This is a genomic window from Vibrio sp. J2-3(2022) (genome assembly GCF_021725735.1).
Classification (GTDB): Bacteria; Pseudomonadota; Gammaproteobacteria; order Enterobacterales; family Vibrionaceae; genus Vibrio; species Vibrio diabolicus.
In genome coordinates this window covers 331,918-358,225 of sequence record NZ_JAKKCK010000002.1, presented here as the reverse complement: position 1 = coordinate 358,225, position 26,308 = coordinate 331,918, and the positions used below count along the sequence as shown (strand labels likewise).

Sequence of the window (26,308 nt, the reverse complement as noted above, 5' to 3'; positions counted from 1 at the left end):
ATGGTTTGTCTGTGTGATGTGTATCACAAAAATGTCGATAAAAAGGCGGATTATTTGATTTTTAGTCGCGAGGAATGCCCATAATAAAAAGGAAATTTAATTAGACCTCAAAGGATATGTATTTCCACATGATCACATCAGCACCTTGGGTTCTTTATCCAGAGATTGGAGAAGACTCAAGTAAAAAATGGATTTTTCGTGAGCCTAAAATCTCTGATGGTGACGACATTTACAGCTTAATTGCAGATTGTCCTCCATTGGACATGAACTCATCTTATTGCAATTTCCTACAGTCTACGCATTTCAGCAAAACCAGTATTTTGGTTGAGCAAAAAGGCGAAATCGCAGGTTTCATTTCCGGTTATCAGAAACCAGACGAGCAAGACGTTTTATTTGTCTGGCAAGTTGCAGTCTCACCTCGCTTTAGAGGTCACGGTTTAGCATTCCGCATGTTGAAAGAACTTCTCACCCGAGAGGAATTGGGCGGTGTTAAATCGGTAGAAACTACCATCACGGAAGATAATAAAGCCTCTTGGGCATTGTTCAAAAAGTTAGATGCGATGAACGGCAACTCTGGCCAAGTAAGCACATTTTTGGATGAAGAAGCCCACTTTAAAGGCAAACACGATACAGAATATTTGTATCGCATTCCTCTCAAATAATCCTCAAACAATAGGAATTAAAAACGGTCTCATCATGGATATTTTCAAAAAGCAGGAATCCAACGTACGCTCATATTCAAACAATTTCCCAGTCGTTTTTCGTAAAGCGAAAGGCTGCTGGCTGGAAACAGAACAAGGTGAACGATACTTAGACTTCCTTGCTGGAGCGGGATCTCTAAATTACGGCCATAACAACCCAGTACTTAAGCAAGCACTGCTTGAGTACATTGAGATGGACGGTATTACTCACGGTTTGGATATGCACTCAGAAGCGAAAGCATCGTTTCTTGAAGCGTTGGATACTTACATCCTTAAACCAAGAAACTTGGACTACAAAGTCCAGTTTACTGGCCCAACTGGTACTAACGCCGTTGAGGCAGCACTTAAGTTAGCGAAAAAAGTAAAAGGTCGCGACAGCGTTGTTGCATTTACCAACGGTTTCCACGGTTGTACAGCTGGCGCACTGGCTGCAACGGGTAACCAGCATCACAGACAAGGTAACGGTTCTAGCTTAAGTAACGTCACTCGTATTCCATTTGAAGGTTACGCTGGCGTTGATGGTCTAGCATTGTTCGAAACCATGCTAAACGACAACTCTGCAGGTATGGATAAACCAGCCGCTGTACTTCTTGAAACTGTGCAGGGCGAGGGTGGTTTAAATGCTGCTTCAAACGAGTGGTTACAACGTTTGAGCAAAATCTGTAAAGCCAACGACATTCTTATGATTGTCGATGACATTCAAGCTGGCTGCGGACGTACAGGTACTTTCTTTAGCTTTGAGCCGTCAGGTATTCAACCAGATATCGTGACGCTATCGAAATCGATCGGTGGTTACGGTTTGCCAATGGCCGTCGTTCTACTTAAACCAGAATTAGACCAGTGGAAGCCAGGTGAGCATAACGGCACGTTCCGTGGTAACAACCATGCATTTATTACCGCGGCGAAAGCTTTAGAAATTTATTGGGCAAATGATGACTTTGAAACACACATCAAGCAGTGTTCAGACAAAGTAAGTGCCGTTATTGATCGCTGCGTTCGTCGCTTCCCGCAAATGTTTGTACAGAAAAAAGGTCGCGGCATGATGGTTGGTATTGAGTGTATCAACGGTGATATGGCATCTGAAATCGCGAAAAACTGTTTCAAAAACGGAATGGTAATTGAGACAGCTGGCCCTGACGACGAAGTCGTTAAGTTCTTCTGCCCACTTACGATTAGCGAGTCAGAATTAGACCAAGGACTAAGCATCTTTGAAAGTGCAGTGGAAACCATCGCTGCGAAACATTTCAAACAAGCATCTTAATAAGGATTATTAATTATGATCGTCAGAACACTCGGTGAGTGTCGCAACAGTGAGCGACGTGTGGTTTCAGATAACTGGGAAAGTGTCCGTATGTTGTTGAAAGATGACAACATGGGTTTTTCTTTCCACATTACTACGATTTATGAAGGTACTGAAACACACATTCACTATCAAAATCACCTAGAATCGGTTTTTTGTATGAGCGGTGAAGGTGAAATTGAAGTCGTTGGTGGAGAAACTTACCCAATTAAACCGGGTACGTTATACATCCTTGATAAACACGATGAGCACTACTTGAGAGCTTATAAGAATAAAGAAATGGTAATGGCGTGTGTATTCAACCCACCAATTACCGGCGCTGAAGTGCACGATGAAAACGGTGTTTATCCTCTCGTTGACTAAAAGATAGAGGTGGGGTGCTTGTCACCCCACGATCAACTATCTCTTCTTTTTTCTTTTAAAGTTACCAATCAAAAAAGGCTTATCATGACATTTACCGTAGAAAAAATCGGCGGTACATCAATGACAGCATTTGATGCTGTTCTCGACAACATTATTCTTCGTCCTAAATCGCCATACAATCGTATCTTTGTTGTCTCTGCATATGGCGGTATGACCGACGCGCTACTCGAATGTAAAAAAACCAGTAAGCCAGGTGTTTATCAGCTTATCGCGAAACGTGATGACAAATGGGAAGAAGCGCTAGCATATGTAGAAAGCCGTATGCTGCTCACAAATGAAAATATTTTCGCGGACCCAATGAATCGTATCCGCGCAGATAAATTTATTCGCTCACGTATTGCTGAAGCAAAAAACTGTATTGCGAACATTTTAGAAACGTGTCAGTACGGTCAGTTTTCGCTACGTCAGTATTTGCCTCAAATTCGAGAGTTTCTGTCGTCTATCGGTGAGGCGCACAGTGCTTACAACACGGCACTGAAACTAAAAAATATGGGTATTAACGCTAAGTTCGTTGACCTGTCCGGTTGGGACAATCAAGCGCCAAGAAGCCTTGATGAATCGATCAGTGATGCGTTTGCTGATATCGATGTGTCGAAAGAACTGCCAATCGTTACAGGTTATGCTTACTGTAAGGAAGGCCTAATGCACACTTATGACCGAGGTTATAGTGAAATGACATTTAGCCGAATTGCAGCGATAACAAAAGCGGATTTAGCGGTAATTCACAAAGAATATCACTTGAGCTCTGCAGACCCGCGTGTTGTTGGTCCTGAAAAAGTTTTGCCAATTGGTAGTACAAACTATGATGTAGCAGACCAACTTGCTAACCTTGGGATGGAAGCGATTCACCCAAATGCAGCCGCAGGTTTACGTGAGAGTGGTATTGAGCTACAGATTAAAAATACATTTGAACCTGAACACGAAGGCACTTTGATCTCTTCAAGCTACCGCCCAGAAGAAGACAAAGTCGAAATTATCGCAGGTAAAGAAAAGGTGTTCGCACTGCATTTGTTTGACCAAGCGATGGTGGGAAAAGCTGATAACGTTAGCTACGAATTAATGGAAATTATCTCTGATGCTCGCGTAAGTTTAGTTGGTAAAGAGATGAACGCGAACTCTATTACTTACTATCTAGGTGGCAGTACTGATAGCTTGAACAAAGTATTGTATAAAGCTGAAAAACGCTATCCGAATGCGTCGATTAAAGGCCGTATGGTCGCGCTGATTTCAGCCATCGGTTCTCAAATTGACACTAACAAGACACTAGCGAAAGGTGTACTTTCTTTGATGAACAATGGCGTAACGCCAGTTGCACTTCACTCATCAATGAGAAATGTAAACGTTCAGTTCGTAGTGGGTGATAAAGAATATCAGCGTGCAATTTGTGCGTTGCATGATGAATTCTTTCAGAGCAATAGTTTAACTAAATCGGTTAACGTAGCTTAGTTTATTCACGGTTAAAATACAAAGGAGAGCAGGTTTGCTCTCTTTTTTTTGTTTTTCTGTGTTCTCAATATGGGCCCGTTTTGCATGGAGTAAACTACTGAGCTAAGTGTGTCCGTAGAGATACAGATAAGCCAGCAGAACTCTGCTGGCTCAGTAACGCAATCTAGAGTGATTAATTAGATTACTTAACTTTATTCACTTCCTGTTTAAGCATTTCTAACTGCTGCATCTTTTCTTGCATCTGCAAAGAGTCGTAATTTAAAGAAGCAGGGTTCATAGTTGTACCGCGTTGCATTGGGTATTCAGGTAACGTTTTAAAGAAGTCGCCAACAACGTCTTGAATTGGTACAAACAACCACATGTTGTCTGCCATCCAACGTAGGTACATTTGTGACTCGCTAGGACCTTTTTCAAATGGGTCAGCACGTAAGTGAATGATCTTAGGCCAGTTTGGTACAGATCGCACGGCGTCGCTTAGGTTTCCTTCTAGAGTTGCAAAGTGAAGTTTCCAGTCATTCCAGCGTACTGCGTTTAGTTCACCATTTGAGGTGAAGTAGAGCAGAGACTCACGTGGTCCTTTCTCTTCTTTTCCCTCGAAGTATGGCATGAAGTTGTAGCCGTCTATATGGACACGCCAGTCTTTACCATTTGCTTTGTAACCTTCAGCAAGCTTTTCTTTCACGTCAGGAACGCCAACTGCCGCCAACAATGTTGGCAACCAGTCTTGATGAGCCATCATTTCGTTGATTTTCGTTCCTGGCTTAATGACACCTGGCCAACGCACAAGTTGAGGCACACGCATACCGCCTTCCCAAGTCGTGCCTTTCTCACCGTGGAATGGGGTTGCGCCCCCATCAGGCCAAGTCATGGTCTCTGCGCCGTTATCTGTTGTATAAATAACGATGGTGTTGTCAGCAACGCCTAACTCATCGAGTTTGTCGAGCAATACGCCGACTTGATCGTCATGCTCTAACATGCCATCAGCGTAAATGCTAACACCGGATTTACCTCGGTACTTTTCTTGTAATCGGGTCCACACGTGCATGCGCGTAGAGTTATGCCAGATGAAGAAAGGCTTATCTGCTTTAACAGCTTTCTCCATAAACGATAAAGTGCTTTCGAGGAACTCTTCGTCCGCGTGTTCCATGCGTTTACGCGTCATTGGGCCAGTATCTTCAATCTTACCGTCGGCATAAGATTTAATTACACCACGAGGACCATAGTTTTTACGGAACTCTGGGTCTTTAGGGTAATAGTAGGTTTCGGGCTCTTCTTCTGCATTAAGGTGGTACAAGTTACCAAAGAATTCATCAAAACCATGATTGGTAGGTAGGTGCTTATCTTGATCGCCCAAGTGGTTTTTACCGAACTGAGCTGTCATATAACCTTGGTCTTTTAGTAAGTCAGCAATAGTTGGTGCCCAATCTGGAATCCCATGGTCGGAACCCGGCATACCAATCGTCAGCAAGCCAGTGCGAAATGGTTCTTCGCCAGTAATGAATGCTGCTCGACCCGCAGTACAAGACTGTTGGCCGTAATGGTCTGTAAACAAAGCACCTTCGTTCGCGATACGATCGATGTTAGGGGTTTTGTAACGCATCATACCTTGGTTATATGCGCTGATGTTCCAGTAACCGACATCGTCACCGAAAATTGCGAGTATGTTGGGTTTGTCTGCCGCCATCGCTGCGCTGGACGTTGCTAACAGTCCGACGCCTACTGCGATTTTTCTCAATTGGTTTGCCATAAAAAACTCCAGGAGGTTGAGAGTAACGAGAATCACAAGTAAACCTTGTGCTTAAGTGCTGCATAAGTTAATGATGTGTATAGAAAAATCCTCTTATACTCTTTATAACCATAAGTTATCGAGGGTATTTAACTATTTGTTTCTAAATAAAAATACTTGTCATTGTGATGATTTGGGGAGGTTTTAAAAATAGAGATGGGTCACTAATGAACACCATTGCCGATTGCTGGTGAGACGAATAAAGTTTCAGCAAAAACACCGAGCTACTCCCTAATCGGGGGACGAAGAATGGAGCACTCATTTTGAAGGCCTTTCACTTCTAATTATTTGTATAACCAAGGGGTTAGCGACTATATTGATTCAAGTTGCACCATCTAAATACTAAGGATAGTTATGAGTCAGTGGTCAGGTCGGTTTCGGTGTCTATTTCTGGGTATCGTCATGGTGAGTGGTTCGTTTTTTTCCCAGGCATCAGTGATAGAGAGCCCCCAAAATACCACGAAGCTTGGGTTGGAATATGTTGGCACGCAAACGTGCGCGGAATGTCACCAACAAGAGGTGGAGGCTTGGAAGGGCTCTCATCACGATATGGCAATGAAACATGCAAACTCAGAATCTGTTCAAGGTGATTTTGATAACCGCACAGTGACGCATGATGGGCAACCCAACCGTTTTTTTAGACAAGGCGAGGAGTATTGGGTCAATATTCAAGGCCCTGATGGTCAATGGCATGATTATAAAATTAGCTACACATTTGGCTGGAAACCGTTACAGCAATATATGGTGGAGTTTGAAGACGGTCGTGTACAGCTCATTCCTTTTGCGTGGGATTCAAGGACGAAATCGGAAGGTGGTCAGCGCTGGTTTCACCTTTATCCAGAGACAACAACGACAGATGAGTTTTACTGGACTAACACTGGGCAAAATTGGAATTTCATGTGTGCAGACTGTCATTCGACCAATGTAAAGAAGAACTATGACGCAATCAAAAATACCTACAACACGTCTTGGTCCGAGATCAATGTTGGTTGTGAAGCGTGTCATGGCCCTGCAAGTGGACACATCGAGTTGGCGAAAAAGTCCGCATCTACAGGAGGCTCTTTCGATACAGATAGTCACTATGGTTTTGACCGAAATTTATCTAAAGCGGTAACCGAGTGGGTATTTGAGAAGGGCCACAGAACGTTACAACCAAAAGCAATCGCAGAAACAAATCAAGTTCAGACGTGCGCACAATGTCACAGCCGTCGAACGCAGTTAAATGAGACAGGTGATCACATTCAAGGCTCATTTTTCGATAAATATCGGTTAAGCCTGATCACTCCAGAACTCTACTACCACGATGGCCAAATTTACGATGAAGACTATGTTTACGGTTCATTTCTTCAGTCTGAAATGGCTGAAAAAGGCGTAACATGCACCAATTGCCACGATCCTCATTCGGCAAAGCTAAACATCCCAGAAGAGGCGGTATGTTCACAATGTCATATTGCGTCAGAATATACCCCAGAAAACCACACCTTCCATGAAGCGGGATCTAAAGCGTCACAATGTACGACTTGTCACATGCCAGAAACGATTTATATGCAAGTCGATCCTCGTAGAGATCATAGTTGGCACGTACCTAGACCTGACTTGAGCAAACACATCGATACGCCCAATGTATGTACGTCTTGTCATGAGGATAAGAGTAACCAGTGGGCGGATGCGCAGATAGCCGAATGGTTTCCTCACTCTCAATACCGCAATCAACAACACTTTGCTGTCGCGTTTTATGCCGATGCAATTGGGCACAAAGGGGCGGCGAATGCTCTGGCTTACTCTGCTCAGGATTCATCATTAAAAGACATCATACGAGCTTCTGCATTAGAGCGAATGGGCGGCAATACTGACCAAAATACGACTGTTTCGCTCGCAAGGGCCGTTAAAAATGAGAATGAAATGATTAGACTCGGCGCAGTCGCGGGCTCGTCTGGTTATGAGTTTCATGATCGATGGCGAATTTTAGAACCACTGCTGGATGATCCCGTACTTTCAGTGAGGGCGGAGGCGGCTTCGGTATTAGTGACCAGCTATGCGCAAATGACGCCGTTACAAAAAGATAGGATTCAACCACCGCTTGAAGAGTACATGGACATTCAAAAGTTTAACGCCGATCGTGGTTTCGGCAGAACCAATTTGGCAAATGTATACCGCAGCTTAGGCGAAATCGATAAGGCAATTGCGTTATACCAAGAAGCGATAAGTATCGAGCCTTATTTCGAAAATAGTTACGTGAATTTATCGGACCTGTATAGACGCCTTGGGAAAGAAAAAGCTGCGCTCTCGGTGTTACAGCAAGGGATGAAAGCTCAGCCTAAATCCAGCTCATTACCTTACAGTGCCGGTCTTTCTTTGTTACGCCAAGGCAAGGAAGATGAGGCCAAAGCTCTACTTAAACATGCCGCAGAACTAGGAAAGACTAACGCTCACTACTGGTATGTTTATGGTCTGGCTTTGGAAAAAAGTGACGTTCTGGAAGCCAGTAAGGCATTGCAGACTGCGTTTAAAGTCGGTGGGAACCCTCAACATTTATATGCTCAATGCGAAGTTCTAGCGAGAAATCATAAAAAAGGTGCTGTCGCTTTTGCTTTCGATAGGTGTCTAGAAGAGCTGAGTAATTATGCACCTAAGCAGGCTATTGATCAGCTGAAAGCATCTATTGCGAATCTGTAGAGATTAAACACCAATAGTAAAAAGTGGAGCCTTTATCGCGCCACTTTCTCTACTTAGTTTAGTCTACGTCTTTCGCTAGTCTAAGGCCCATGTCAGACATAATGACGGATTGGCTGGCAAAATCGCGGCGATAGTTTTCAGATTCGTCTGCGTCATAAGCAAAGCTGCCGCCACGTACAGACTTGTGTGCAAGGCTTTCTTTTTCCTCTTTTGCGTTTACCGGATTATCACTGGGCGCTGTTTTGTAATAACCTTCGTCAAAAGCATCAATCACAAACTCGCCTACGTTACCTGTCATGTCGTACAACCCGAGCTCGTTTGGTTGCTTTTGACCTACCTTATGAGCCTTATTGTGCGAGTTATTCGCATACCAAGCCACATCGTCAATATTGTTTGATCCAGAAAAAGTGAAGCCTTTGCTTAAAATTCCGCCTTTAGCGGCAAACTCCCATTCAGCTTCTGTTGGTAGACGGTAATGCTCTCCCGTTTTTTCATTCAATTTCTTAATGAAATAATTGGCTTGTTGCCAACTAATATTATTGACGGGTGTATTTGGATCTCGAAAGTAGCTCAGAGAGGAGCCAGTGACAGCTTCAAAGACCGATTGAGTTACCTCGAATTTTGACAAATAGAATCCATCAACCTTAACAGTGCGAGCTGGGCGCTCTGACTTTTTGGCTGATGGATTATCTGCGCCCATCGTAAACTGCCCACCTTCGACAAGAACCATATCTTGATCGATTTTCTGAGCGAGAGAGTTTGGTGGGGTTGTTGCACACCCATTAATTATCAGCGTGACCGATATGGCTGAGACAAAGGAAATAATCTTACTTTTGGGATGCTTCATTCGGCAACTCCGTCAACGACTTTGGTCAAAAAGTCTAGCAAGCAAAACCATAACAAACGGTTATACACACTATAACAAGCGCCGAGAATAATTGAACATTATCATCACCCTAGGCGATTAACTCGATGATTAGGTTTGACATCATTGGGGACAGGTTAGCAACTAAGAAGGTGATGAATGCACATAACTCAAGGGCCGCAGTTCAACGGAAAAGCATCTAAGCGTTTACATGTGATGGCAAAGCCCATTGGTGCTGCCTGCAACATCGATTGCACTTATTGTTATTACTTAAGCAAACAAGATTTGTTGGAATATAAGCAAGGGTGCTCGCCAATAATGGATGACGAAACCTTAGAGAGCTATATCCGCCAATACATAGAAGGACAGAACACACCTGAAATTATCTTCTCTTGGCAAGGTGGAGAGCCAACTATGCTGGGGTTGGATTACTTCAAAAGAATTGTTGAATTACAAGATAAATACCGCCCTCATGGTATTACGATCTCTAATGATCTTCAGACTAATGGCACGCTTCTTAATGATGAGTGGTGCGAGTTTCTAAAAGCGAACCACTTTCTTGTCGGTTTAAGCATCGATGGCCCTGAGATGATGCACAACGCTTACCGAACAAATCGATCAGGAAGAGGAACATTTAAACAAGTGATGAACGCCGTTGAGCTATTACATAAGCATGAAGTGAAGTTTGCAACGCTCACGTGTGTGAACAACTTGACCAGCCGTAACCCATTGGAAGTGTATCGCTTCTTACGAGATGAAGTACGTTCCCCTCAAATGCAGTTTATTCCGATTGTTGAGCAGAAAACTTTCAGAACAACCGCGCCACAAACTTGGAAGCCCAATGAGCAACTGATGCAAGGTGATAAACGTCTGATTCCCGGTCACAAGGATTCGGTTGTCGAGCCATTTTGTGTGGCGGATGAAGCATGGGGTAACTTTCTTATCGCGATATTCAATGAGTGGGTCGTGCATGATATTGGTAACGTTTTTGTACAGTATTTTGAAGCAAGTTTGGAAACATGGATGGGAAGCAAAAACCCACTATGCACGCTAGGTGAAATCTGTGGCAAAGGTTTAGCAATGGAACCAAACGGTGATGTCTTTGCGTGTGACCACTATGTTTACCCGGAATACAAGGTCGGAAATATTCACCGCGAAAAACTCGATACTCTCGCTTATAGCCCTGACCAGCAGAAATTCGGGTTTGCTAAAAGTCGTACACTGCCTCAGCAGTGTGTTCATTGCGATTATCAGTTTGCATGTTTTGGAGAATGCCCTAAAAACCGCTTTATTCGCACCAGAAAAGGTGAGCCTGGCCTTAACTATCTATGTGCAGGTTGGAAGAAGTTTTTTGCGCATGTCGACAAATCAATGGCGTACATTTTACGAGCGATGGGCAACCCTGTGGTACACGGTAAATACAGCGATAAGGTTTTACACCTGAAAGCGTCTAATCGACCTGTTTTTGACACTAAGTTCTAAGATTCAACTGGTCCAGTTTTATAAAAGTAAGGTCTCATCAATGCAAAAGATAACGCGTTTTACGAAGTCACTTTTAACTTTCACGCTGAGTGTAGCGTTAAGCCAAGGCGCTTGGGCTCAAGATAAACCTCCGCTCAATTCAGATAGAGTTTCACCCGTTGAGATAGCATCTCAAGAAGAACCAATGACGCTAGCACAGCAAGTCGAAAAATTGTCTTATGATGCACAAAACAAGAAGTTGTCTTCAGAAAAGCGTATTGATGCTTTACGTGAACTAGCCAACTACCCCAGCCAAAACGCTTTGGTTGCCGTCGCTCGTGGTTTGAAAGATGCAGATGCTGGAATTCGTGAAGCGGCAATTGTAGGAGCTCAACCCTATATGATAGAGCATCGCTGGCGTCTGGTTTCCCCGTTGCTAAGTGATGACGATGCAATGGTTCGAATTACCGCAGCGATAAACTTGGTTCGAGATTACGCCAGTTTAAGTTCGGAGCAGCAACAGTCACTCGAAGGCGCGGTGACTGATTTAACATCCTACTTGTCGCAGAAAACTGACAACGTTTCTAGATTACTCCTTGCCGATGTATATCGTTGGCATCGAGAGTGGGACAAAGCGGCATTGATTTATCCAGAGCTAACCAAACTGATGCCAAGTAACCCGCAAGTCTGGTTAAGCTATGCGGACAATTTTCGAGCGCAACAAAAAGATCGACAAGCTATCCAAGTACTTGATGAAGCAATCACACTTTTTCCTGATAACGCTGCTTTGCATTACTCGAAGTCGTTGGCGCTAGTAAGACTTAGTGAGAAGCATGATGCCGCTAGCGAAATTGAAAAGGCCGCTAATATGGCGAAGAACAACAGTTATTTTTGGTACTTAAATGGTGTTCTGCAAGAAGAGTTAGATCTTAAAAAATCTGTGGACGCTTTTGAAAAAGCTTATTTGATCTCTGGCGCGCCGGAGCAGCTTTATGCAGTGTGTGATATCTACATTCGTTACGACAACCCCAAGTCTGAACAGTGTTTAGCGGAACTTAAGAAAGTGGCTCCGGATTACGTGATTGATGAGCTTAATCAGAAAAAGGGACGTCAAAGTACTTCAGAGCAGGTTGACGCCAGCTAACTCAACACTTTATCAGTAAGCTTCTTTAATTAAAGCGTGTTTCTAGTTACAAGGTCACTTTCTGGTGTCGTTGCATATGTTGCTCTGAATTGCGCTTGTTAATCGTGAACTATACTTTCATTTGGATTTGCATCCCGTACCTCAATATAAGGAATTAAAATGGCTATAAAGTTAAAGGTGATTGTCCTTGCGACAAGTTTTGCTCTGTCTAGCTATAGCATTGCTGCTGATGTGCAAGATCCTCTGCCGTCATGGAACAACACCGGTGCGAAGCAAGCTATTATGGCGTTTGTTACTAAAACGACGACTCAAGGCTCGGACGCTTATATTCCTGAAAGCCAAAGGATCGCTACGTTTGATAATGACGGGACGCTGTGGGCAGAAAAACCCGTTTATCTACAGCTGTTTTTTGCGATCGATAAAGTGAAAGAGATGGCCTCTGAGCATCCTGATTGGAAAACAACAGAACCTTTTGCTTCGGCAATAAAAGGTGACTTGGAGGGGGTTGGTAAGCAAGGCCTTGAAGGTGTGATGAAGCTTGTTATGGCGACTCACTCCGGAATGTCGACTGATCAGTTCCATCAAGAAGTGAAGGAGTGGATGAAAACGGCCGTGCATCCTACGACGGAAAAGCCATACACTGAAATGGTTTATCAACCGATGCTTGAGTTACTCGACTATTTGAGAGCAAATGACTACCAGACCTATATAATTTCTGGAGGTGGCATTGATTTCATGCGTGTTTGGGCACCAGAAGTATACGGGATCCCAACGCAAAATATCGTTGGGACGACATTAAAAGCGGAGTATCAGGTCGTTGATGGAAAGCCAACGATTCAACGCTTGCCTGAAATTGATTTTGTGAATGATAAAGCGGTGAAGCCTGTCACGATCCAGAACTTCATTGGTAAGCGCCCGGTGATGGCATTTGGTAATTCTGACGGTGACTTACAAATGCTAGAGTGGACTAAAGCGGGGTCTGGCCCACGATTTTCAGCGGTTATCCATCACACGGATGACAAGCGAGAATGGGCGTATGATAAAGATTCTCACGTGGGGAAATTAGACAAATCATTTAAAGTGGGTGAAGAGCAAGGTTGGTTGTTTGTTGATATGAAACAAGATTGGAATCAAGTTTTTAAAGAAGCCATGAAAAAGTAGCGACCCAGCCAACGTAAACATTACACCAAAAATTTTTTGATAGGGGGTGATGAGCAAAACGCTCTTCATCTCCTCAACTTAACAATTCTGTTTGGTATCAGCATAAGCAAATATTGCGTGCGTCCGTATTGGTTATTTGATTGCTGTGTGGCATCATTGCTTAAAACCACTTAAGTGAATTTAAGTAATGACGCAAGAAGAGCGATTGATAGAGCTCAGAGCCAAGCTAGAGCTACAAAACAAAATAACGTTATCGGAAGTTTGCGAGTATTTTGGCATCTCGCGAGATTCAGCGCGTCGAGATTTAGTTAAGTTGAGCCAACTACCGGGATTACAAAGAATCCGAGGTGGCGTCATGCTTGCCCCGATATCTTCCTCTACAGAGGCGTACTCCAGTCGAGCAATTAGCGACACTAAACATCGCCTTGCTCAAGCGGCTGTTAAGCTTTTGGATGAGCGTGACCACCTTGTCATTGATACCAGTACTATCTTATCTCTGCTCCCACTTTACGTAGAAAAAGCACGTTGTGAAGAAGATAAGCTCAACGTGGTCACCAACAGTATTGACGTACTGCTCGCTGCTGAAAAAAGTGAATCAATGGACGTCCATTTCTTAGGTGGACACTTTGACCCCTACGCCAGAGCGATCTTGGGTGCACAAGCAGAACAGCAAATGAAGCAATATCATGTGAATAAGGCGTTTATTGGTGTGTGCGCGTTGTCATCCCGAGGGTTGACGACAAATAATGAGCTAGAAGCAACCATGAAACAAACCATGATAGAGCAAGCTCAACAAGTCATTGTCGTTTGTGAATCCCGCAAAATTGGAAGCGACAATTTTCACCATGTATGTGATTTGTCAAAGATCGACATCGTTATTACCGATCATGCTCCTCAATCAGATTTTCAACAACTTCTCGACCACAATGATATTGAATGTATTGTTGTTTCACCGAAATAAGGAATCTTAGTATGGCTTACGATCCCGTAAAGACCGCCGTGATTGGTTACGGATATTCAGCAAAAACTTTCCACTTACCCTTCATTAAAGCACTGCCAAACTTGACGTTGAGCGCAATAAGTTCTCGTCAACAGGAAGCGGTCCAAAATGATTGGCCAGATGCTCAGTGGTTTGCTGATGCTAATACTTTACTCGATGACAGTGACGCTGAGCTTGTGATCATCACTGCGCCAAATGACGTGCACTACGAGCTCGCAAAGCGCGCGTTGAACAATGGGAAACATGTCATTGTTGAAAAACCGTTTGTAACGCGCATAGAAGATGGGAATGAGTTGATCGCCTTAGCAGAAGAAAAAGGATTGGTTCTGAGCGTTTTTCATAATAGGCGTTGGGACGGCGACTTTCTCACCGTTAAATCGCTTATCGAACAAGGTAAGTTAGGTGGTGTGAGGTTGTTTGAGTCGCACTTTGATCGCTACCGTCCTGAAGTTCGTCAACGCTGGCGAGAGCAGGCTCAAGATGGCGGTGGTATTTTATTCGATCTTGCTCCCCATCTTCTCGATCAGGCCTTGGTGTTATTTGGTTTGCCAGATGCGATAGACGCACAGTGTCGAATGATGCGTCCGGGCGCGACGACGATTGATTACTACAACTTAGTGCTTCATTACCCAGACCATATTGTGCATTTACATTCAAACTTATACAGCCCAGAACCAAACCTGCGTTATAAAGTATTGGGTACCGAAGCTAAATATGAAAAGTTCGGATTAGATCCTCAAGAAGGCTACTTAAAAGAAGGCCGATTACCGGAAAACGATGCTTGGTCAGAAGAGGACGAGGCGTTATACGGTGTCCGCTACGACGAAGACGGTGCGCAAACCATCAAAACGGAGAGAGGTGCGTATCAAGCTTATTTTGTTGGTGTAGCAGATGCAATTCGTTTGGGGACTGATAACCCGGTTCCTGCCGTTCAAGCAGTACAGAATATCGCTCTGATTGAGATGGCATTGGAAAGCAGTAAAACGGGTAAAACGATTCAGGTGAAATCATGAGCTTAACGCTTGAGCTCGTCGCTCAACAAGAGCATGAGCTTCAATTGAAAGAGTTTAACCATCAAGTTGCGTGGTCTATTGGTTTAGCTTTAAAAGAAGCGGCGGAAGCCTGTGACGCGGCTGTGGCTATTGAGGTCTACGGTTTTGGACAAACGCTATTTTAATACGCGATGACAGGAACGTGCGCTGACCATTTGGATTGGGTTCGTAGAAAGCGAAACTCAGTATTGAGATATGGTCACAGCTCTTACTACCTCTCGCTATACAATAAGCAAAAGCAGCGTGATTTTGAAAATCAGCCACATCTCGATGCGCGTGAGTATTGTGCTCATGGCGGCGCGTTCCCAATTCGAATCTTGGGTTCTGGTTTAATTGGGGTTGTGACGGTATCGGGTTTACCGCAGTTAGATGATCATCAGCTTGTTGTCGATGTATTAAAGGCAATGGTAATGACCAGCACAGAGCTTGCTTAAAGTTGTGCGATATTACAGTGGCACGGCATTTATTTTGTGTCACTGAATTCTCTTATTAGCTCATTTTGTGTTCTATTATGTGAGAAAATATTTAATATTGCTCCCAACTTCCTACCTGAAAATTAAATCGATTTCATATAACCTATACGCTCATTCATACAAAAAGCCATCGAAGCTGGCAGTTGGCAAATGTCCTTTAGAAGAAAAGAAAAACTTAATCTTAGAAACCTTATTGTAATCTTGTGTGTTTTCAGTGTGCTTGTCACTTTGATCAATGCGTTTTATTCGATCTATCGAGTGCAACGAGATCTCATCATCAATAACACGTTAGAGTCCAACCGCGTTTATGCGCAAAAAATGTCAGAAATGACGGACTCTTTCATAGAAAGCTCAATGTCGCAGCTAAAATACAGTGCGAACTTGCTAAAAGATAAGATGCACGATGCTCAGTTTCTTGACGAAGAGGCGGAGAGGCTGAGAAAGCAAACCAAATCATTCAACTCTGTGGTTGTCGTTAATGCGAAAGGCGTCATTATTTCTGTATCACCAGAGACACTTCAGGTGAAAGGTGTAAAGCTCGTTGGTGAAAGAAAACGTCAATCTTTAAATGCTCAAGCGCCCGTTGTCACTGAGCCATTTATCTCACCCGCAGGAAATTATCTGTTAACGATCTCATACCCTATATTTTCTCAGTCCAATGAATATTTAGGCTATATCGGCGGTACTATCTATTTAGAGAAGGACAATATTCTTGCGGAATTACTTAGCCAGCATGCTTACAAAGATGGCTCTTTCCTTTACGTTGTGGACGAAAGCAATACGCTGATCTACCACCCAGATAAATCGCGGGTTGGTGAAGTGATCAACGATAATATGGCAATTAACGCCGTGACAATGGGTCAGCGTGGTAACAAAGAAATTGTGAACTCTCGCGGTGTTGAAATGCTAGCAGGGTATGCACCAGTTGAATCATCAGGGTGGGGCATTGTCGCTCAGCGCCCGAAATCAATGACGTTAATGGTGCTAGATGAGCAGATGTGGAGTGTATTTTTCAAATCGATTCCAATTGGTTTATTAACTCTGCTGTTGATCTGGTTCTTCTCTCTACTTATTTCAAGACCATTATGGCAACTGGCTGGCGCTGTTCGAGGAGTGGAAGAACACTCTTCATCCATCGATGATTTGAAGCTGGTTAAGTCTTGGTATTTTGAGGCTTCACATTTGAAGCTCAGTTTCCTCAAAGCGTTTGGTATCGTTTCAAAAACCATTGATAAGCTGCAACTGGATACGCTAACAGACGCGATGACTGGGTTGTTAAATCGACGCGGCTTAGACAAAGTTCTAGGCTTGTTTAAGCAAGAAAACACCGCTTTTTCTATTTTAGCTTTGGATATTGATCATTTTAAGAGCGTCAATGATAACTATGGTCATGATGTGGGTGACAATCTACTCAAAGAATTCGCTCAGTTGATGAAAGAGCAAGCCCGAGAGAATGATCACCTTTGCCGTTCCGGTGGGGAAGAGTTCATGATGTTCCTTGAAGCGACGGATGTTCATCACGCGGCTGATGTCGCTGAGCGGATTAGGCATAACGTAGAAAAACACGATTTCCTGGTCGTTGGTAAGGTAACGGTATCACTTGGTGTTTCTCACTGGAAAGGCAACGATATGCCAATTGAAGCGGTAATGAAAGACGCTGACAACGCTCTGTATAAAGCAAAGCGCAACGGAAGAAACAGAACCGAGTTGGGTGAAGACGCACAATAGGTATAGTGCTATGCGCTGCACGTAAAACGCGCCAGTTACCAAGCTTTTGTTTTACTCGTTGGCGTAGCCGCTACCAATTGCTCTAAATGGCAAGTCGAGTTCTAACTCCGGAATTTGCTTGCCTACCCAAGCCGGGAATGTATTGCTATTTGGTCCTGGAAACAACGTGTATTCTTCAGCCCAAGGGTATTGGTTGATAACGCTTTGTATTTTTGGGATAAGTTTATCGGCTTTTTCACCTTGTATTGAGAGTATTTTTTCTGGCTTCGCACCATACCAGTAGCGATCAGGTGTGCCCGTTTGGTATTGATACAGAGCGGGTTGTCCACGATTCACGCGCCACCCTACCACTTCATACACGGTATATTCGTTCGCATTTTCAGGCTTTATCGCAAACCAAGTGTGCACCGCAAACCAGCCTCGCCAACCAAATGCATCTGCGGCGTAAAACTCAATTACGGCATGTTTCACATTGGAAGGGTCAGGCGCGATACCGGCAGGTTCTCTGCTTGCGGTACGCCAATCTCCTTGAGTGCATCCACCCATCAAAGCTGCGATTGATATCAAGCCAACTTTTAATAGATGAGTAAAACTGAGAGAGTTTTTCATTGATCGCTCCTAGACCAACCGATGTTGGAAATGCTTTATTGATTTTAGCTATAAAATAGGTGCAAGCCTTATTGTTAAATCTTCCCTTCGTTAAAAAGAAGGGAAGGCTAGCGCCACAATATCGGATCATACGTAATAATGAGGTAAGCAGATTTGTAACATGTGGCATAGACAATATTGTCTCTCTCTATTAACTTGCTTAGTTGCGTATGAAAAAGTAAGAGCTTGTACGTATATTGCTTACACTATTTATTACTTTTAAATTCAATAAAAACAATTGCTTGGGTGTTATTGGGGGCGATTAAATAGGCTGTTTTATCCTCGGCTGCATTGTGATTTCCCCATTTTTAGCGGAATTTCATCGTACATCCTTTTACTGTATTTAGAGACTTGCGTACACCTGTGGCACAATAGGCGATTATTGAGGAGTGCTGTTTGGTAATGCAAATGGCAGAAAAATAACTAGAAATTGAATAACCAATGTTTAAATCAAAAAGTATATTTGCATTATGCATGTTCGCATTTGGCTGTTTTGCCCATCAAGATAGTGAACCAACGTCCGTTGTACTGAACTATGGTGACTCTTCACTCAGTGCTGATATTCAAGCAAATCGAAAATTTCATGTGGTCCAAGATAATGAAAGTGAGCATGTGGAGTTTTCTGGAGGAGTCACGAAGGAATATTCCGATTACATTGTTAATATACATATCATCAGAAAAAGCAAAATACGCAGATCAAGTCGAGAGCTGAATACCACCGTATTGATGAACAGCGATCAGCTTGAAAAGCCTTTAGTGGTTGGTATTGAAAATGATGAATTCACCAGTATTACTTTGCGTTAATACTTGGTATTTATCGAATAGGAATGATTAAACCGATGCTCTCAATACGCCGCTATCGCACAGAGGATGCTCCAATATTGTGGACACTTTTTTACCACACTGTACGAGTCATTAATCGTCGCGATTATACCGAATCACAAGTTTCAGCTTGGGCCCCATCAGATTTTGATCTCAATTCATGGCAACGCACAATGGATGCTATTCAACCCTATATCGCGGAAATAGAAGGGCAGATCGTTGGCTATTGTGATTTGCAAAGTGACGGCTTGATTGACCATTTCTTTTGTCACCATGAATATCAAGGCCAAGGTATTGGTCGTGATTTGATGTCTTTTCTATTTTCACAGGCGAAAGTAAAGGGGATAGAGCGACTGTACTCTGAAGTGAGTATCACTGCCCGACCTTTCTACGAGAAAATGGGGTTCACAGTTAAGGTTCAGCAACGTGCTGAAGTTAGGGGAGAAACCTTAACTAACTTTATGATGGAAAAGTATATTTCACTGAAATCGTGAGCATTTAGTGAGCTTGAACACAGATATAAAATGTTTTCCAATGTGAAAACAAGTTCATTGATCTCGCACCAAAGTTTTGTTTGAAAACAGTGTGCATAATCTTCTCTGGAACAAGCCATTACTGCATTTTTCGTCTCTGAAGGCTTAGTCAGAGCCTAAAAGCTTCGGTATTGCGGTGGGTAATGGCGTTCCATACGCCAATCGTGTCTGGCTAACCATCTCAGGAAGAGAAGTAGTACTATGCGCCCTTATCTCAAATACATTATTCCAACATTGATACCATTGCTTATTTGGTTAATGCCCCTCTCTGCATTCCCATTTGACGGCATTACTATCGTCCAGCAGAGAGTGATCGCAATCTTCTTGCTTGCTGCACTCTGTTGGGTGTTTGAACCAATTCCAATCTACGCCACTTCGGTCGTTATCATTGTGCTCGAATTATTGCTTGTTTCGAATAAAAGCATCGTACTTTTTCGTTTGCAAGAAGGGCAGCCACATTTTGGTGAGCTGTTGCAATATAACGAGATAATGGCGACTTTCGCTAGCCCGATTATTATGCTGTTCCTCGGTGGGTTCTTCTTAGCTATGGCGGCGACAAAGTACAGGCTGGATGTCAACTTAGCGCGCGTGTTGCTAAAACCATTTGGGCAAAACCCAAAGTTCGTTATGTTGGGTTTGATGTTGATCACCGCTGTCTTTTCCATGTTTATGTCAAACACCGCAACAACAGCAATGATGTTGTCGATTCTAACCCCTGTGATTGCGGTATTTGGGCCTAAAGATCCCGGTCGAATTGCGTTTGCCTTGTGTATTCCTGTTGCCGCCAACATTGGTGGTATTGGTACACCAATCGGCACGCCCCCGAATGCTATCGCGCTGAAATATTTGGTTGGTGACAACTTAATTACCTTTGGTGAATGGATGGTCTTTGGCGTGCCATTCGTCATTGTGATGATGGCGCTAGCGTGGTTTCTGATTGGCTTTTTGTATAAAGCCGAGCAAACCACCATTGATCTGAATATTAAGAGCAAGTTTTTGAAAACACCAAAAGCGATGATTGTCTATGTCACCTTCGCAGGTACGATTATTCTCTGGTTGATGGGGTCAGCACATGGGATGAACTCTTACACAGTGGCATTAATTCCGGTCGCGGTATTCTCATTGACGGGCATTATCAACAAGGAAGATTTGAAGAAAATTTCTTGGGACGTGCTTTGGTTGGTGTCAGGTGGTATCGCTCTGGGTCTTGCTCTGGATAAAACAGGGCTTGCGAAGCTGGTGGTACACAGTATTCCGTTTGATCAGTTCTCGCCATATGTGGTCTTGTTTGGTGCGGCTTTCTTGTGCTTGTTAATGGCAAACTTTATGTCGCATACGGCTACTGCAAACTTACTTATGCCGATTATGGCTGCGCTAGGCACCTCGATGACTTCGTTAACGCCATTGGGTGGAGAAGTGACGCTGATCTTAGTCGTGACATTTGCCGCTTCACTCGGTATGTCGTTACCAATCAGTACACCACCAAACGCGTTAGCTCATGCTACTGGGCATGTCGAAAGCAGCCAAATGGCTCGTATCGGTGCAGTGCTGGGCGTGATTGGTGTATTACTTAGTTTTGTTATGGTTTGGATTTTACATACCGTTGGGCATATTGGGTAACCCATGTACGAAACGAAACTAGATGCGTTAGTACAACGCTATTTTAACCATCTTGAACGCCGATTAACGGTCCTATCCGGATCGGTGCTTATTGAGCAAGCTGGCTACAACGATCGGTTGTACTACGTGCTGTCAGGAGAGTTGGCTGGCTATTATGCGGAAGATGACAAGAAGCCAATCCAGGTATTTTCTGCGTCTCAAGGTGCGTTTATTGGCGTACATAGTTTCTTTTCTGGTACATGGACGGCCTCTTCGACAGTGATTGCTCAAACCGACGTTGAACTGGCTTGGATACAGCGTGATACGCCCGCGGTGGAAGAGGCGACATACGGACCATTGACGACACAATTTATGCCTGTGATGGTGAACGAGTTATCTCGGCGTCAACGGCGTGCAATGCAAGAGGCCTTAGCTAAAGAAAAAGCGTTACAAAAGCTTCATACCGCAGAGCAAATGACAACGTTAGGGCAGCTTGCCGCGGGTATTGCTCATGAGTTGAACAATGCTATTGGTGTGGTAAGCAGTAAATCTGAGCGACTCGAGTCGGTCATCATGGAATTGCTTGAAGAAGTTCATCCGGAAGCGAGTCAGTTTTTTGATTTTGGTTTGATGCAAGGACAGAAAGTCTCTTCCAGCGAAGCGAGAAAGCGGGGGCGTCACTTCGAAAAATATTACGGCTTACCCAAGGATCTCGCGCGTGATCTCGCACGTGCCGTTCCAAATAATTTCCTGTCGGAGCATTGGTTAAAAAGACCCGAAGAAGCGATACGTTTCTGGCAAATGGGGCGAGACCTTCATGATTTGCGTATTGCCTCTAAACATACTGTTGGCATTGTACGTTCAGTGAAACAATTGGGGCGTACGGATATCGACTTGGATGAAGCGTTTAATATTAATGACTCAATCAATCGAGCGCTGGCCCTATTGCAAAGTGACTTAAGACGCGTGAGCGTACGTTTTAGCCCAGCGGAGTTGCCGGACTTTGTTGGCTCTCAAACCGAACTCGTACAAGTTTGGGTCAATATTTTAAAGAATGCGTGTGATGCACTTGGTCAAACCGAAGATCCGGGGATCGAAATACATACTAGAGAGAGTAAGGGGAAAATTTTGGTCACGATTGCTAACAACGGACCAGAAATCGATGAAGCGACACGCAGAAAAATTTTCCGGCCAAACTTCACCACTAAAAAGGGTGGGTTGTCGTTTGGTTTAGGATTAGGGCTGTCGATTGTGAAGCGCATTATCGCCGGATATAACGGCTCTATTGTGGTAAAGAGCGACAGTGAAAAAACAATTTTTAGAATCAAGTTACCAGTAGAGGGTGAACATGGAGAAGCTTAATGTAATTTGCGTTGATGACCAACGAGAGGTATTAAGCGCGGTTCTACAAGATTTAGAGCCGTTACATCAGTGGTTGAATATCGAAGACTGCGAATCCGCAGGTGAAGTTCTAGAACTGATGGATGAGCTTGATGCAGAAGGCGAGATGATCGCATTAATAATTTCCGATCATGTCATGCCAGGTAAAACAGGAGTGGAACTACTGACAGAGGTATCACAAGACAGTCGTTTTGTTCGCACACGTAAAGTGCTTCTGACGGGGCAGGCGACGCACACGGATACCATTAATGCGATTAACTCCGCAGGTATTGACCGCTACTTTGAGAAGCCATGGCAAGCGAGCCAATTGATTGAGTGCGTTAGAAACTTGGTGACTCAATATATCTTTGATATGGGCTTAGATTACACTCAATATCACGAACACTTAGATCAGAGAGTTGTTTTTGAGCGCCTACGTTAATCAAGGCTCTCTAGGGTTGTTTTCGTCACGGCCAGTTAGTGTCTGAAATTTACTGTGAGTAGTAGTTCAGCGTGCTTAACGTGGCCGTGCGGAATAGCGTTAATTCTGGGATTATTTCGCCGAAGAACGGTTTAGCTCAATGAATAGCGACTGGCACTGGCAACAGAGAGTGGTTTAGAGAACCAATAACCTTGCAAATAATCGACGCCCATCTCGGAAAAGAAGTCACACATTTTTGCGTCTTCGATGCCTTCTATCACCACTTCAATATTGTTTTCCTGACACATAGTGATAAGAAACTTCAAATACTCTTGAGAAGAGCGATTGGTCAGTGTCTTCCATGCCATCGACTTATCAATTTTGATTTGTGTCATCGGCAAGTCGAAGAAGCTATTTAATGAACTGTAACCAGAGCCAAAGTCATCGAGCGAGAGTGCAAAACCTAACTCCCTGAGCGTGCTTAGGGGGGCAATAGCCGTCTGGTTATTATCCAAAATAAACGTTTCTGTCAGTTCCAAAACAATAGACTCGGGGTCAACACCTGCTTCATCCGCCATGGCTTTAATTCGCGTAGGGAATTCGCTGTTCATCAACTGAAGTACAGAAACGTTCACGTTAACACGAACTTGGTTTTGGTAACGTTCACGGTAGTTTTTGATGAATTCACATGCTTTGACAAATACTTGATATCCCAGTTCGACGATCAATCCTTTGTTCTCTGCTACAGGGATGAATTCGTCAGGATAAATTTCGCCAAACTCTTTGCTACGCCAGCGAACTAGCGATTCGAAGCTCACCACTTTTGAGCTTTTGGCGTCAATAATTGGCTGAAACTTAACACTTAATGTCTGTTTTTCTAGCGCACTTTTAAGACCTTGCTCAATAAAGAAGTAGCGATCAACGGCATGCTGCGTCTTCTCACTGTAGACCGCGACGCGGTCTCTATTTTGTTCGCTCGCGTACTGACAAGTTCTTGCCGCTTTACGTAAAATCTCCTCTGCGGAGTGACTAGGGTCAATACAAGGATACAAACCAATGCTAATGTTGCTACCTAGGTATTGGCCTTCTTCAATCACCGCTTCATGGTAGGTTTGTTTTAAACTTTCAGCGTAACTCTGTAGCGCTTCTATTGAGCACTCATCGTGAATCAAAATCGCAAAGTCATCATCATGCACTCGATACACCGAGCTGTTTGGAGAGGGCAAGTGGCTGAGAGTTTGTAGCAACTTCTCTACTAACCCATCGACCAGTTCGCTGCCATATTGATTCAAGTAAGATTTGATGTCTTCGATCTGAATATAACAAATAGACGCGCAAGAATCGGTGGTACGTACACTGTCTTCGATATCCAGCAAGAGATGGGCGCGGTTAGCCATGCCTGACGCGTTGTCATGAAATGCAACTTGATGGATGTAACTTTCCATCAGCTTACGCTCAGAAATATCGCGATGGCTGCCAACCATGTAATGGCCATGTTCTGTTTCTTTGGTCATGGCTACGCCTTCTATCCAGACGTATTGTCCATTGGGTTTACTCACTCGGTAAGTGGTTGTAACCCTCTTATTGTTGGTCGTGATGTGCGCATCGACCCTTGTGGACAGCCTTTCTCGATCAAGAGGATGAACAAGCTCTAACCATTGCTCTAAACTGATTCGGCCAGCGTTAATACCGAGCTGTTCATAGAAGCCTTTGTTGTAAAATACCATGGTACCAAACTCATCCATGTAGAAGAGGCCTTCGTTAAATACGTCGAAGATATGAATGAATCGTTCTTCAACGATTTTCAGGAACTCTCGGTCACTATCTGAGGCTTGTTGGTCAAATATGGTGGTCAAGATATTTCCTCCTCGAGCGTGTTAGCATCAGAGATGAGTGTGGGGGTTTGATAACATAGAGTTGATCTGTTGGCGTACATTACAATCACAAAAGTATCAGTTCAAATTGTTTGGCTATCATTTTATGCGCTACTAGGTTAATAACATACTAAGATTAGGCGGCTAATCATCGACATTTATAAAAAATAGTCAACAGTAAAAATCATTTATAAAATACAGTTATTGATGCTGTCCGCAATCTATAAATATTTATGAATAATTATCCTCAAGTTATTTTAAGACGTGTCGGTTAGAGGTTCTGCTCTTGAGTGTCATATCTGTATATTTGCTAGGCTAAAGACCATAATAACAAAAAGGGCTTAGTGATCGCGATGGGTTATTAATTGACAGGATGCTCATTAATAGTAATCAATTCTAATTTATTATCACGCCAATTAATCAAATCTCTTATAATACTGCCGGTAATATCGAGTAAGCTTTCTTTTTATGCAGTACGATCCAAAAAATTCAATCAAAATTGCGCTCGCTGATGTCGGCGTTGGTATGTTTGTTACCGCGATAGAGCACAACAAGCGCGTAAATTTAGCCAATGCAGGGCGGATATCTAGCCCAGAGGGCATTAAGAAGCTTACCGCGAGCGGCGTGAAGTATGTTTGGGTAGATCAAACATTATCTTCTCAGAAGTGTGTTTTTAAGCCTGTGGATGAATCCATTGTTGCCGTAGAAGAGGAGCGAGAGCCCAAGTCCTCTGACTTTTCGAAGGTTCAACGCGCTTATCGCTCGAGAGATGTTCAACATAAACGAGCCAAAAAGCTAATTGCGGAAGCAAAAGATCTGGCGCAGAAACTATTGAATCAAACTTTTGAAGGCAAAATCATTGAAGTTGATGAGGTAGAAGCTTGGGCCGATGATGTCATTGAAAGCGTTTTTATCGACTCAGATGCGTTGCAATGTGTTTCTGCACTCCGAAAAAAAGACTCCTACTTGTTGGAACACTCCGTCAATGTGGCTTGCCTTTTAGTGTCATTTGGTAAGTACTTGGGGTTAGATAAGCAGACATTAAAGCAGCTCGCTATTGGTGGCATCATTCATGATGTAGGTAAAATTAAAGTTGATGACAAGATTTTGCATAAACCAGCAAAGCTAACACCTGAAGAGTTTGAACACATGAAGCTACATCAAGTGTTCGCTGGTGAGATTATTCTCCATGTAAAGGGCCTTAGTGATGTGAGTCGCGATGTCTGTTTGATGCATCATGAGAAGTTAGATGGCAATGGCTACCCTAGAGGCTTGAAGGGCGATGAGATTCCGATTCACGGCCGCATGAGTTGTATTGTTGATATTTACGATGCGTTGACGGCCGATCGCTGCTACAAAAAAGGCATGAGCTCAGCAGAAGCGTTTAAAATCTTGTTGAGTTTAACGCCATTTCATTTAGATGCAGACCTAGTCTACAAGTTCATTAATTGCGTTGGGATGTACCCAGTGGGCTCTATTGTTGAGTTGAGTGATGGGCGTGTTGGTATTGTTTGGTCCTCAAATGACTCTCAAGCTTTAAAGCCAGAAGTGAAGTGTTTTTACTCACGCAAATATCAGCGTTATATCGATGTGGCGATGGTTGATTTGAAAAATAGCCTACACAAAATAGAAAGAGCAGTCGCTCCGTCATCGTTAGAAATCGATCCCAAGCCTTTTTATGATTAAGAAAAATAAACATGCTTTACAACCTTGCATGCAGAGCGTATTTTGATTGCATAACTATCTATTAATGGTTTCTAAATTATGTAGGGATTAGGTGGTTATTAAAGAATCGAGTTTCATGGATGGAAACTG

General features: G+C 43.4%; 21 protein-coding genes and 1 pseudogene. 18 read left to right on the top strand and 4 right to left on the bottom strand.

What is annotated here, in order from left to right; translation table 11 throughout:
- Positions 1–128: 128 nt before the first annotated feature.
- The 4 genes from ectA to L3V27_RS09675 all read left to right on the top strand — a co-directional run bounded on the left by ectA (position 129) and on the right by L3V27_RS09675 (position 3,870).
- The gene (gene ectA / locus L3V27_RS09690) at positions 129–662 is read left to right on the top strand and encodes a diaminobutyrate acetyltransferase (protein WP_005393379.1); all 534 of its coding nucleotides are present in this window, start codon (positions 129–131) and stop codon (positions 660–662) included.
- A gap of 34 nt (positions 663–696) precedes the next feature.
- Positions 697–1,962, top strand: a complete 1,266-nt coding sequence (ectB, locus tag L3V27_RS09685; RefSeq protein ID WP_237311732.1) for a diaminobutyrate--2-oxoglutarate transaminase — start codon at positions 697–699, stop codon at positions 1,960–1,962.
- 15 nt (positions 1,963–1,977) lie between these two features.
- Positions 1,978–2,364, top strand: coding sequence for an ectoine synthase (locus L3V27_RS09680; RefSeq protein ID WP_237311730.1), 387 nt, complete (start codon positions 1,978–1,980; stop codon positions 2,362–2,364).
- Between the two features lie 84 nt (positions 2,365–2,448).
- Positions 2,449–3,870, top strand: a complete 1,422-nt coding sequence (locus tag L3V27_RS09675) for an aspartate kinase (RefSeq protein WP_005393366.1) — start codon at positions 2,449–2,451, stop codon at positions 3,868–3,870.
- 181 nt (positions 3,871–4,051) lie between these two features.
- Here the strand turns inward: L3V27_RS09675 and L3V27_RS09670 are convergent, their stop codons facing one another.
- On the bottom strand, positions 4,052–5,617 hold the full coding sequence (locus tag L3V27_RS09670; RefSeq protein ID WP_237311728.1) for an arylsulfatase: 1,566 nt from the start codon (positions 5,615–5,617) through the stop codon (positions 4,052–4,054).
- Between the two features lie 393 nt (positions 5,618–6,010).
- On the opposite strand from L3V27_RS09670, the gene L3V27_RS09665 reads away from it, so the two are divergent.
- Positions 6,011–8,332, top strand: a complete 2,322-nt coding sequence (locus L3V27_RS09665; protein ID WP_237311726.1) for a multiheme c-type cytochrome — start codon at positions 6,011–6,013, stop codon at positions 8,330–8,332.
- A 58-nt stretch (positions 8,333–8,390) separates the two neighbouring features.
- On the opposite strand, the gene L3V27_RS09660 is transcribed toward L3V27_RS09665, so the two are convergent.
- Entirely contained in the window at positions 8,391–9,179 is a 789-nt protein-coding gene (locus L3V27_RS09660) for an SUMF1/EgtB/PvdO family nonheme iron enzyme (protein ID WP_237311724.1), read from the bottom strand.
- A gap of 177 nt (positions 9,180–9,356) precedes the next feature.
- Between L3V27_RS09660 and L3V27_RS09655 the strand changes: the two genes are divergently transcribed.
- The 7 genes and pseudogenes from L3V27_RS09655 (at position 9,357) to L3V27_RS09625 (ending at position 17,216) form a co-directional block, all read left to right on the top strand.
- Entirely contained in the window at positions 9,357–10,679 is a 1,323-nt protein-coding gene (locus tag L3V27_RS09655) for an anaerobic sulfatase maturase (RefSeq protein WP_237311722.1), read from the top strand.
- A 40-nt stretch (positions 10,680–10,719) separates the two neighbouring features.
- A complete protein-coding gene (locus tag L3V27_RS09650; protein WP_237311720.1) occupies positions 10,720–11,802 on the top strand; it encodes a hypothetical protein in 1,083 nt (360 codons plus the stop codon).
- Positions 11,803–11,961: 159 nt separating this feature from the next.
- A complete protein-coding gene (locus L3V27_RS09645) occupies positions 11,962–12,963 on the top strand; it encodes an HAD family hydrolase (protein ID WP_237311718.1) in 1,002 nt (333 codons plus the stop codon).
- A 187-nt stretch (positions 12,964–13,150) separates the two neighbouring features.
- Positions 13,151–13,924 carry a DeoR/GlpR family DNA-binding transcription regulator gene (locus L3V27_RS09640; RefSeq protein ID WP_237311716.1) on the top strand — a complete coding sequence of 258 codons (774 nt, stop codon included), beginning with the start codon at positions 13,151–13,153 and terminating at the stop codon, positions 13,922–13,924.
- 11 nt (positions 13,925–13,935) lie between these two features.
- Positions 13,936–14,976 carry an oxidoreductase gene (locus L3V27_RS09635; RefSeq protein ID WP_085343880.1) on the top strand — a complete coding sequence of 347 codons (1,041 nt, stop codon included), beginning with the start codon at positions 13,936–13,938 and terminating at the stop codon, positions 14,974–14,976.
- Positions 14,973–15,449: pseudogene (locus L3V27_RS09630) on the top strand (heme-degrading domain-containing protein). Before L3V27_RS09635 ends, L3V27_RS09630 begins: the two are co-directional and overlap by 4 nt.
- A 189-nt stretch (positions 15,450–15,638) precedes the next feature.
- Complete coding sequence (locus L3V27_RS09625; RefSeq protein ID WP_237311714.1) at positions 15,639–17,216, top strand: sensor domain-containing diguanylate cyclase; 1,578 nt, start codon at positions 15,639–15,641, stop codon at positions 17,214–17,216.
- A 51-nt stretch (positions 17,217–17,267) separates the two neighbouring features.
- Here L3V27_RS09625 and L3V27_RS09620 read toward each other — a convergent pair whose 3' ends face one another.
- Positions 17,268–17,825: a DUF3750 domain-containing protein gene (locus L3V27_RS09620; RefSeq protein ID WP_012841873.1), complete on the bottom strand. Its 558-nt coding sequence runs from the start codon at positions 17,823–17,825 to the stop codon at positions 17,268–17,270.
- Positions 17,826–18,305: 480 nt separating this feature from the next.
- Between L3V27_RS09620 and L3V27_RS09615 the strand changes: the two genes are divergently transcribed.
- The 5 genes from L3V27_RS09615 to L3V27_RS09595 all read left to right on the top strand — a co-directional run bounded on the left by L3V27_RS09615 (position 18,306) and on the right by L3V27_RS09595 (position 22,640).
- Positions 18,306–18,668 (top strand): hypothetical protein, encoded by a 363-nt coding sequence (locus L3V27_RS09615; protein ID WP_237311713.1) that lies wholly within the window; start codon positions 18,306–18,308, stop codon positions 18,666–18,668.
- Positions 18,669–18,703: 35 nt separating this feature from the next.
- Complete coding sequence (locus L3V27_RS09610; protein WP_150918632.1) at positions 18,704–19,180, top strand: GNAT family N-acetyltransferase; 477 nt, start codon at positions 18,704–18,706, stop codon at positions 19,178–19,180.
- A gap of 240 nt (positions 19,181–19,420) precedes the next feature.
- Positions 19,421–20,839, top strand: a complete 1,419-nt coding sequence (locus tag L3V27_RS09605; protein WP_005394158.1) for an SLC13 family permease — start codon at positions 19,421–19,423, stop codon at positions 20,837–20,839.
- Positions 20,840–20,842: 3 nt separating this feature from the next.
- Positions 20,843–22,180, top strand: a complete 1,338-nt coding sequence (locus tag L3V27_RS09600) for an ATP-binding protein (protein ID WP_005394159.1) — start codon at positions 20,843–20,845, stop codon at positions 22,178–22,180.
- The gene (locus tag L3V27_RS09595) at positions 22,167–22,640 is read left to right on the top strand and encodes a response regulator (protein ID WP_046875216.1); all 474 of its coding nucleotides are present in this window, start codon (positions 22,167–22,169) and stop codon (positions 22,638–22,640) included. Before L3V27_RS09600 ends, L3V27_RS09595 begins: the two co-directional genes overlap by 14 nt.
- Positions 22,641–22,771: 131 nt before the next feature.
- Here L3V27_RS09595 and L3V27_RS09590 read toward each other — a convergent pair whose 3' ends face one another.
- A complete protein-coding gene (locus tag L3V27_RS09590; RefSeq protein ID WP_237311711.1) occupies positions 22,772–24,475 on the bottom strand; it encodes an EAL domain-containing protein in 1,704 nt (567 codons plus the stop codon).
- Between the two features lie 486 nt (positions 24,476–24,961).
- On the opposite strand from L3V27_RS09590, the gene L3V27_RS09585 reads away from it, so the two are divergent.
- Positions 24,962–26,179 carry an HD-GYP domain-containing protein gene (locus L3V27_RS09585; RefSeq protein WP_005394162.1) on the top strand — a complete coding sequence of 406 codons (1,218 nt, stop codon included), beginning with the start codon at positions 24,962–24,964 and terminating at the stop codon, positions 26,177–26,179.
- Positions 26,180–26,308: the final 129 nt, after the last annotated feature.

Coding starts and splice junctions, on each gene's coding strand:
- ectA (WP_005393379.1), top strand. CDS start 129: ATGATCACATCAGCACCTTGGGTTCTTTATCCAGAGATTGGAGAAGAC.
- ectB (WP_237311732.1), top strand. CDS start 697: ATGGATATTTTCAAAAAGCAGGAATCCAACGTACGCTCATATTCAAAC.
- L3V27_RS09680 (WP_237311730.1), top strand. CDS start 1,978: ATGATCGTCAGAACACTCGGTGAGTGTCGCAACAGTGAGCGACGTGTG.
- L3V27_RS09675 (WP_005393366.1), top strand. CDS start 2,449: ATGACATTTACCGTAGAAAAAATCGGCGGTACATCAATGACAGCATTT.
- L3V27_RS09670 (WP_237311728.1), bottom strand. CDS start 5,617: ATGGCAAACCAATTGAGAAAAATCGCAGTAGGCGTCGGACTGTTAGCA.
- L3V27_RS09665 (WP_237311726.1), top strand. CDS start 6,011: ATGAGTCAGTGGTCAGGTCGGTTTCGGTGTCTATTTCTGGGTATCGTC.
- L3V27_RS09660 (WP_237311724.1), bottom strand. CDS start 9,179: ATGAAGCATCCCAAAAGTAAGATTATTTCCTTTGTCTCAGCCATATCG.
- L3V27_RS09655 (WP_237311722.1), top strand. CDS start 9,357: ATGCACATAACTCAAGGGCCGCAGTTCAACGGAAAAGCATCTAAGCGT.
- L3V27_RS09650 (WP_237311720.1), top strand. CDS start 10,720: ATGCAAAAGATAACGCGTTTTACGAAGTCACTTTTAACTTTCACGCTG.
- L3V27_RS09645 (WP_237311718.1), top strand. CDS start 11,962: ATGGCTATAAAGTTAAAGGTGATTGTCCTTGCGACAAGTTTTGCTCTG.
- L3V27_RS09640 (WP_237311716.1), top strand. CDS start 13,151: ATGACGCAAGAAGAGCGATTGATAGAGCTCAGAGCCAAGCTAGAGCTA.
- L3V27_RS09635 (WP_085343880.1), top strand. CDS start 13,936: ATGGCTTACGATCCCGTAAAGACCGCCGTGATTGGTTACGGATATTCA.
- L3V27_RS09625 (WP_237311714.1), top strand. CDS start 15,639: ATGTCCTTTAGAAGAAAAGAAAAACTTAATCTTAGAAACCTTATTGTA.
- L3V27_RS09620 (WP_012841873.1), bottom strand. CDS start 17,825: ATGAAAAACTCTCTCAGTTTTACTCATCTATTAAAAGTTGGCTTGATA.
- L3V27_RS09615 (WP_237311713.1), top strand. CDS start 18,306: ATGTTTAAATCAAAAAGTATATTTGCATTATGCATGTTCGCATTTGGC.
- L3V27_RS09610 (WP_150918632.1), top strand. CDS start 18,704: ATGCTCTCAATACGCCGCTATCGCACAGAGGATGCTCCAATATTGTGG.
- L3V27_RS09605 (WP_005394158.1), top strand. CDS start 19,421: ATGCGCCCTTATCTCAAATACATTATTCCAACATTGATACCATTGCTT.
- L3V27_RS09600 (WP_005394159.1), top strand. CDS start 20,843: ATGTACGAAACGAAACTAGATGCGTTAGTACAACGCTATTTTAACCAT.
- L3V27_RS09595 (WP_046875216.1), top strand. CDS start 22,167: ATGGAGAAGCTTAATGTAATTTGCGTTGATGACCAACGAGAGGTATTA.
- L3V27_RS09585 (WP_005394162.1), top strand. CDS start 24,962: ATGCAGTACGATCCAAAAAATTCAATCAAAATTGCGCTCGCTGATGTC.